Consider the following 7,842-nt stretch of genomic DNA (forward strand, 5'->3'; position numbering starts at 1 on the left):
AAACCGCTCTATGCTCGCCCTCGGCAAACTGCTTGAACTGACCCTCGCCGGCCGTGAACCGGCGGAGAAGACTCAACTGACTGTCGAAGGCGTGCGCATGCGCTGGTTGAGCGAGGGTGCGCTGGAAGTCCGGCCACCCGAAGCGCGCGACAATGGCCTGGACCTGCTGCTGTCTGCAGGCATCCACGGCAACGAAACGGCACCGATCGAATTGCTCGACCGGTTGCTGCATGACATCGCCCGCGGCGATCTGAAGCCGCGCGCACGCATTCTGTTCCTGTTCGGCAACCCGGAAGCGATTCGCAAGGGCGAGCGTTTCGTCGAGCAGGACGTCAATCGGTTGTTCAACGGCCGTCACGAACAAAGCAGCGGTTCCGAAGCCCTGCGCGCCTGCGAGCTGGAACGTCTGGCGGCGAGTTTCTTCAGTCTTCCTGATCGTCAGCGCCTGCACTACGACCTGCACACCGCGATTCGCGGTTCGAAGATCGAGCAGTTCGCCCTTTATCCGTGGAAGGAAGGTCGCCAGCATTCCCGTCTTGAGCTGGCCCGCCTGCGCGCCGCCGGCATGGAGGCGGTGCTGTTGCAGAACAAGCCGTCGATCGTGTTCAGCTCTTACACCTACGACAAGCTGGGGGCCGAGTCCTTCACGCTGGAACTGGGCAAGGCGCGGCCATTCGGGCAGAACGCCGGGGTCAATGTGTCGCTGCTGGAAACCCGCCTGAAGCAGATCATCGAAGGCACCGAACCGGAGATGGCCGAGCAGGGGCTGGATGGTCTGCAACTGTTCAGCGTGGCCCGGGAAATCATCAAGCACAGCGATGCGTTCCGCCTGAACCTGCCGGCGGACATCGAAAACTTTTCCGAACTGGATGTGGGTTATGTGCTGGCCGAAGACCTGGCCAATACCCGCTGGATCATCGAAGAGCAGGGCGCGCGGATCATCTTCCCCAACCCCAAGGTCAAGAACGGCCTGCGGGCGGGTATTCTGATCGTGCCGACCACTGACGAAAGTCTTGCCTGACACTGAAATCTCCCCCACGCAGCGCGCGGGGGAGATCGTTATTGCATCAGACCGCTACAGCACGCGGCTCGGTGCGGCGCAATGCACGCACTTTCTGCAACGTATCGGCGCAGGTCTTCGCCGCTTCCTGACCCTTGTGCACGAAATGCTCGAAGAAGAACTTCTGGTGTTCTTCGCCGGCATGGAAGTGGTGCGGGGTCAGCGACACCGAGAACACCGGCACTTCGGTTTCCAGTTGAACCTGCATCAGGCCGCTGACCACCGACTGGGCAACGAACTCGTGACGGTAGATTCCGCCGTCCACCACCAGCGCGGCGGCAACGATACCGGCATAACGACCGGTCTTGGCCAGCAGCTTGGCGTGCAGAGGCATTTCAAAGGCGCCGCCGACTTCGAAGAAATCGATGTCCGATTCCTGATAACCCTGAGCGATCATTTCGGCGAGGAAGCCTTTACGGCTCTGGTCGACGATTTCCTTGTGCCAGCAGGCCTGGATGAACGCGACGCGCTCGCCGTGGGTGTGTTTGCTTTTGCTGTCGATAGCGGTGGGTTGCATGTTCTGACTCCTGTTTGTGTGAAAAACAGGGCGTTATGAATCGAAAGGGATTCAAGGGTACGCACGCTCGCGCGAACACGGCGGACGGCCCTTTGGCGTCAATCCCGTTCTCTCTTCATCCGGACTGTGACCGTCGGCCCCGGAATCACACCGGGTCTGCTGACCTTGCTGCCGCTCACGGCTTATGCCGTGTCCGTCACCAAGCGCTCGCGGGCTATGCACATTGCGCGCAATTACCGCCGGTGGGGAATTGCACCCCGCCCTGAGAACGTTTCGCCGCCCTTTATCGGACGGCGCAGCGTTTTTAACACAGATTGCCGGGCTGTGCATTGCGCCTTTGTGATGATTGCCATCGGATTATTCGAAGCGTGAAAACGACTTTTCCTTGCGCAAGGGTTGATTAATCCGCGCCATGCCCGCAGTAATTCCTCTTCGAAAAGGGATTTCCCCTGCTGACTTGAGGCCAGGTTCATGAGCGTTATCGATCTTCGCAGCGACACCGTCACTCAACCGACTCCCGCCATGCTCGACGCGATGACCCGCGCCGACACCGGTGACGACGTGTATGGCGAAGATCCGACGGTCAATCGTCTGGAAGCCGAACTGGCAAAACGGCTCGGTTTTGCTGCCGCGCTGTTCGTCCCGACCGGCACCATGAGCAACCTGCTGGGCTTGATGGCGCACTGCGAGCGCGGTGACGAGTACATCGTCGGTCAACAGGCACACACCTATAAATACGAAGGCGGCGGCGCAGCGGTGCTCGGCTCGATTCAGCCACAGCCGCTGGAAGTGCAGGCCGACGGCTCGCTGGACCTGGATCAGGTGGCCGCGGCGATCAAGCCCGACGATTTCCACTTCGCCCGTACGCGCCTGCTGGCGCTGGAAAACACCATGCAGGGCAAAGTGTTGCCGCTGGACTATCTGGCCCGGGCCCGCCAGTTCACTCGGGACAACGGCCTGCAACTGCATCTGGACGGCGCGCGGCTGTACAACGCGGCGGTCAAGCTCGGGGTCGATGCCCGGGAAATCACCCAGTATTTCGATTCGGTCTCGGTGTGCCTGTCCAAAGGCCTCGGCGCGCCGGTCGGTTCGGTGCTGTGCGGTTCGTCGGCGTTGATTGCAAAGGCCCGGCGCCTGCGCAAAATGGTCGGTGGCGGCATGCGTCAGGCCGGACTGCTGGCGGCGGCGGGGCTGTATGCGCTGGATCACAACGTGGAGCGTCTTGCCGATGACCATGCCAACGCACAGTTGCTGGCCGAAGGCTTGCGCGAGGCCGGTTTCAGTGTCGAGCCGGTGCAGACCAACATGGTTTACGTGCAGATGGGCGACCGTGCCGAGGCGATCAAGGCATTTGCCGCCGAATGCGGGATCAAGTTGAGCGCTGCCGCCCGTCTGCGGATGGTCACGCACATGGACGTCAATCGCTCGCAAATCGAGCAAGTGATCGCGACATTCGTCGAGTTTTCGCGCAAGTGACAGCGTTAGCGGCCCAATTGACCGTTTCTATCGTATAAACACGCTGTACCCCGCGCGCAGGGCCGATATAATGCGGCCCTTTGCCGTCGTTTCGTCTGTTGACGTTTCGTACAGGCCTTTGGCCGCAGCCTCCGTGGAAGAACCTAATGAAAAGCGCAGAAATCCGTGAAGCCTTCCTTCGCTTCTTCGAAGAGCAAGGCCACACCCGTGTAGCCTCCAGCTCTTTGATTCCGGGCAACGACCCAACCCTGCTGTTCACCAACGCGGGGATGAACCAGTTCAAGGACTGCTTCCTGGGCCAGGAAAAGCGCGCCTACACCCGCGCCGTCTCCAGCCAGAAATGCGTGCGCGCCGGCGGCAAGCACAACGACCTGGAAAACGTCGGTTACACCGCCCGTCACCACACCTTCTTCGAAATGCTGGGCAACTTCAGCTTCGGCGACTACTTCAAGCGTGATGCCATCACCTACGCCTGGAACTTCCTGACCTCCGAGAAGTGGCTGAACCTGCCGAAGGAAAAACTGTGGGTCACCGTCTACGCCAGCGATGACGAGGCCTACGACATCTGGACCAAGGAAGTCGGTGTGCCGGCCGAGCGCATGGTGCGCATCGGCGACAACAAAGGCGCGCCTTACGCGTCCGACAACTTCTGGACCATGGGTGATACCGGCCCGTGCGGTCCTTGCACCGAGATTTTCTACGATCACGGCGCCGACATCTGGGGCGGCCCACCGGGCTCGCCGGAAGAAGACGGCGACCGTTACATCGAAATCTGGAACAACGTATTCATGCAGTTCAACCGCACCGCCGATGGCGTGTTGCACCCGCTGCCAGCCCCGTCGGTGGACACCGGCATGGGTCTTGAGCGGATCAGTGCCGTGCTGCAGCACGTTCACTCGAACTATGAAATCGACCTGTTCCAGAGCCTGCTGGCCGCATCGGCCAAGGCGATCGGCTGCACCAACGACGCTCAGGCATCGCTGAAAGTCGTGGCTGACCACATCCGTTCCTGCGGCTTCCTGATTGCCGACGGCGTGTTGCCGTCCAACGAGGGTCGCGGTTATGTGCTGCGCCGGATCATCCGTCGCGCCTGCCGTCACGGCAACAAGCTGGGCGCCAAGGGCAGCTTCTTCTACCAGATCGTTGCCGCACTCGTGGCCGAGATGGGCGAAGCGTTCCCGGAACTGAAATCCCAGCAGGCGCACATCGAGCGCGTACTGAAAGCCGAAGAAGAGCAATTCGCCAAAACCCTGGAACAGGGCCTGAAAATCCTTGAGCAGGATCTGGCCGAGCTCAAAGGCGACGTGGTGCCGGGCGACGTGGTGTTCAAACTCTACGACACCTACGGTTTCCCGATGGACCTGACCGCGGACATCGCCCGCGAGCGTAGCCTGACCATCGACGAAGCCGGTTTCGAGCGTGAAATGGAAGCCCAGCGCGTCCGTGCACGTTCCGCCAGCTCGTTCGGTCTGGACTACAACAGCCTGGTCAAGGTTGACGTCGATACCGAGTTCACCGGTTATCACGCCACCAGCGGTTCGGCGAAAGTCGTTGCTCTCTATAAAGATGGCCAGTCCGTGGACGTCTTGAGTGAAGGGCAGGAAGGCGTTGTGGTTCTGAACCAGACCCCTTTCTACGCCGAATCCGGCGGCCAGGTCGGCGATTGCGGTTACCTGCAGGCCGGCAACAGCCGTTTCGACGTGCGCGACACCACCAAGACCGGTGGCGCGTTCCTGCACCACGGCGTACTGGCGTCGGGCAGCCTGATCGTTGGCGCACCGGTGGAAACCCACGTCGAAGCCGACGTGCGTCACGCTACTTCGCTGAACCACTCGGCCACTCACTTGCTGCACGCTGCATTGCGCAAAGTGCTGGGCGACCACGTTCAACAGAAAGGTTCGTTGGTCGACAGTCAGCGCCTGCGTTTCGACTTCAGCCACTTTGAAGCGATCAAGCCGGAGCAGATCAAAGCGCTGGAAGACATCGTCAACGCCGAGATCCGCAAGAACTCCGCCGTTGAAACCGAAGAAACCGACATCGAAACCGCCAAGCAGAAAGGCGCGATGGCGCTGTTCGGCGAGAAGTACGGCGACAACGTGCGCGTGCTGAGCATGGGCGGTGATTTCTCCGTCGAGCTGTGCGGCGGTATCCACGCCAACCGTACCGGTGACATCGGTCTGCTGAAAATCATCAGCGAAGGCGGTGTGGCATCGGGTGTGCGTCGTATCGAAGCAGTTACCGGCGCTGCGGCGCTGGCTTACTTGAACGCTGCTGAAGAACAACTCAAGGAAGCGGCCAGCCTGGTCAAGGGCAGCCGCGACAACCTGATCGACAAGCTGTCGGCGGTGCTGGAGCGCAACCGTGCGCTTGAAAAGCAGCTCGAGCAGTTGCAGGCCAAGGCCGCTGCTGCCGCGGGCGACGATCTGTCGGCCTCGGCCGTGGACGTCAAGGGCGTGAAAGTGCTGGCCGTGCGTCTGGATGGTCAGGACGGCAAGGCGCTGCTGGCGCTGGTCGATCAGCTGAAAAACAAACTCGGCCGCGCAGTGATCCTGCTCGGCAGTGTCCATGAGGAAAAGGTCGTACTGGTCGCAGGCGTGACCAAGGACCTGACTGGCCAACTCAAAGCCGGTGATTTGATGAAGCAGGCTGCTGCGGCAGTGGGCGGGAAGGGCGGTGGTCGTCCGGACATGGCGCAGGGCGGCGGTGTCGACGCCGGCGCACTGGATGGCGCACTGGCGCTGACCGTTCCATTCGTCGAGCAGGGTTTATAAGACGGCCCGTCGGGCCCGCAGTCTAGTGGCGGACCCGGCGGCTGTTCGAGTGATTATTGGGCGCCCTTCATGGGCAGAGGCGGCTTTGAAATGGCTTTGATCGTACAGAAATTTGGAGGCACCTCGGTCGGCACTGTCGAGAGAATCGAGCAGGTCGCCGACAAGGTTAAGAAATTCCGCGATGCCGGCGATGACCTGGTGGTTGTGCTGTCTGCAATGAGCGGCGAAACCAACCGTCTGATCGATCTGGCCAAGCAAATCAGTGGCGAAGATCAACCGGTTCCGCGCGAGCTGGACGTGATCGTTTCCACCGGTGAGCAGGTGACGATCGCCCTGTTGGCCATGGCGCTGATCAAGCGCGGTGTGCCGGCGGTGTCGTACACCGGCAACCAGGTGCGGATCCTGACGGACAGTGCGCACAATAAAGCGCGTATCTTGCAGATTGATGACCAGAAGATTCGCGGTGACCTGAAAGCCGGTCGCGTGGTGGTGGTCGCCGGTTTCCAGGGCGTCGACGAGCACGGCAACATCACGACCCTGGGTCGTGGCGGTTCCGACACCACCGGTGTGGCGCTGGCCGCTGCGCTGAAGGCTGACGAGTGCCAGATCTACACCGACGTCGATGGTGTCTACACCACTGACCCGCGTGTGGTATCGGTTGCTCAGCGTCTGGACAAGATCACCTTCGAAGAGATGCTGGAAATGGCCAGCCTCGGTTCCAAGGTGCTGCAGATCCGCGCGGTGGAATTCGCCGGCAAGTACAACGTTCCGCTGCGCGTACTGCACAGCTTCAAGGAGGGTCCGGGCACCCTCATTACTATTGATGAAGAGGAAACCATGGAACAGCCGATCATTTCCGGCATCGCTTTCAACCGCGATGAAGCCAAGCTGACCATCCGTGGCGTGCCAGACACCCCGGGCGTGGCGTTCAAGATTCTCGGCCCGATCAGTGCCGCGAACATCGAAGTCGACATGATCGTGCAGAACGTCGCGCACGATAACACCACCGACTTCACCTTCACCGTGCATCGCAACGACTACCAGTCCGCGCAAACCGTGCTGGAAAACACCGCTCGCGAGATCGGTGCCCGTGAAGTGGTGGGCGATACCAAGATTGCCAAGGTCTCGATCGTCGGCGTCGGCATGCGTTCCCACGCAGGCGTGGCCAGCCGCATGTTTGAATCCCTGGCAAAAGAAAGCATCAACATCCAGATGATCTCGACCTCGGAAATCAAGGTTTCCGTGGTGATCGAAGAGAAGTACCTGGAACTGGCCGTGCGCGCCCTGCACACGGCTTTCGAACTCGACGCTCCGGCCCGTCAGGGCGAGTGATGCGTTGTCTGAAGGGCGCGGTCTGACCGCGCCCTTTATTTTTTGAATGGCGTGAGCCCTGAACTGTTCTTTTGCTCGCGCTGGTCAATACTCAGGCATGTAGGGCTACGATCGCTCCGGTTGTAGGTCGGGTGCCTTTTTTTTGCAGACTGTTGTCCCTGAAATGATTCGCGTGAGGAGAAAGGTATGCTGATTCTGACTCGTCGGTGCGCAGAAAGCCTGATTATCGGTGATGGCGAAATCACCGTGACCGTGCTCGGCGTTAAAGGAAATCAAGTGCGTATCGGCGTCAACGCCCCGAAAGAGGTGGCCGTGCACCGTGAAGAAATCTATCTGCGTATAAAGAAAGAGAAGGACGAAGAACCAAGCCATTAATTTTTATCGATTTTTATGTTTGCAAACGGGGAAGAAGGTGGTTAATATACGCCCCGTGTTGCGGAGAGCTGGCCGAGTGGCCGAAGGCGCTCCCCTGCTAAGGGAGTACACCTCAAAAGGGTGTCGGGGGTTCGAATCCCCCGTTCTCCGCCATTATTTGCTTAGTACGTTGTAATCTGGCTTTTTCTGTAAGTTGTTGAAATTTATAGAAAAAGTGGTTGGAATAGAGATTAGACGGGCTATAATGCGGCGCAACAAATGCACTCGTAGCTCAGCTGGATAGAGTACTCGGCTACGAACCGAGCGGTCAC

General features: G+C 59.9%; 6 protein-coding genes, 1 tRNA gene and 1 riboswitch. Of the genes, 6 read left to right on the plus strand and 1 reads right to left on the minus strand.

The annotated features are described in order from the left end of the window. Window positions 1-10 precede the first annotated feature (10 nt). Window positions 11-1,021, plus strand: coding sequence for a succinylglutamate desuccinylase (gene astE / locus QRN46_RS02180; protein ID WP_201816018.1), 1,011 nt, complete (start codon window positions 11-13; stop codon window positions 1,019-1,021). A 46-nt stretch (window positions 1,022-1,067) separates the two neighbouring features. Here the strand turns inward: astE and QRN46_RS02185 are convergent, their stop codons facing one another. Then, window positions 1,068-1,577, minus strand: coding sequence for a 6,7-dimethyl-8-ribityllumazine synthase (locus QRN46_RS02185; protein ID WP_011335530.1), 510 nt, complete (start codon window positions 1,575-1,577; stop codon window positions 1,068-1,070). Between the two features lie 102 nt (window positions 1,578-1,679). Further along, a riboswitch (FMN riboswitch) is annotated at window positions 1,680-1,851 on the minus strand. 197 nt (window positions 1,852-2,048) lie between these two features. On the opposite strand from QRN46_RS02185, the gene ltaE reads away from it, so the two are divergent. The 5 genes from ltaE to QRN46_RS02210 all read left to right on the plus strand — a co-directional run bounded on the left by ltaE (window position 2,049) and on the right by QRN46_RS02210 (window position 7,684). After that, complete coding sequence (ltaE, locus tag QRN46_RS02190) at window positions 2,049-3,053, plus strand: low-specificity L-threonine aldolase (RefSeq protein WP_201816015.1); 1,005 nt, start codon at window positions 2,049-2,051, stop codon at window positions 3,051-3,053. 146 nt (window positions 3,054-3,199) lie between these two features. After that, window positions 3,200-5,824 (plus strand): alanine--tRNA ligase, encoded by a 2,625-nt coding sequence (gene alaS, locus QRN46_RS02195; protein WP_129974031.1) that lies wholly within the window; start codon window positions 3,200-3,202, stop codon window positions 5,822-5,824. Between the two features lie 90 nt (window positions 5,825-5,914). Next, window positions 5,915-7,156: an aspartate kinase gene (locus tag QRN46_RS02200; protein ID WP_007951048.1), complete on the plus strand. Its 1,242-nt coding sequence runs from the start codon at window positions 5,915-5,917 to the stop codon at window positions 7,154-7,156. 186 nt (window positions 7,157-7,342) lie between these two features. Beyond that, window positions 7,343-7,531, plus strand: coding sequence for a carbon storage regulator CsrA (gene csrA, locus QRN46_RS02205; RefSeq protein ID WP_002554426.1), 189 nt, complete (start codon window positions 7,343-7,345; stop codon window positions 7,529-7,531). 62 nt (window positions 7,532-7,593) lie between these two features. Next, window positions 7,594-7,684, plus strand: a tRNA-Ser gene (locus QRN46_RS02210). The last annotated feature ends 158 nt before the right edge of the window (window positions 7,685-7,842 follow it).

Source organism: Pseudomonas sp. lyk4-R2A-10 (assembly GCF_030209075.1).
GTDB classification, from domain to species: Bacteria; Pseudomonadota; Gammaproteobacteria; order Pseudomonadales; family Pseudomonadaceae; genus Aquipseudomonas; species Aquipseudomonas glycinae.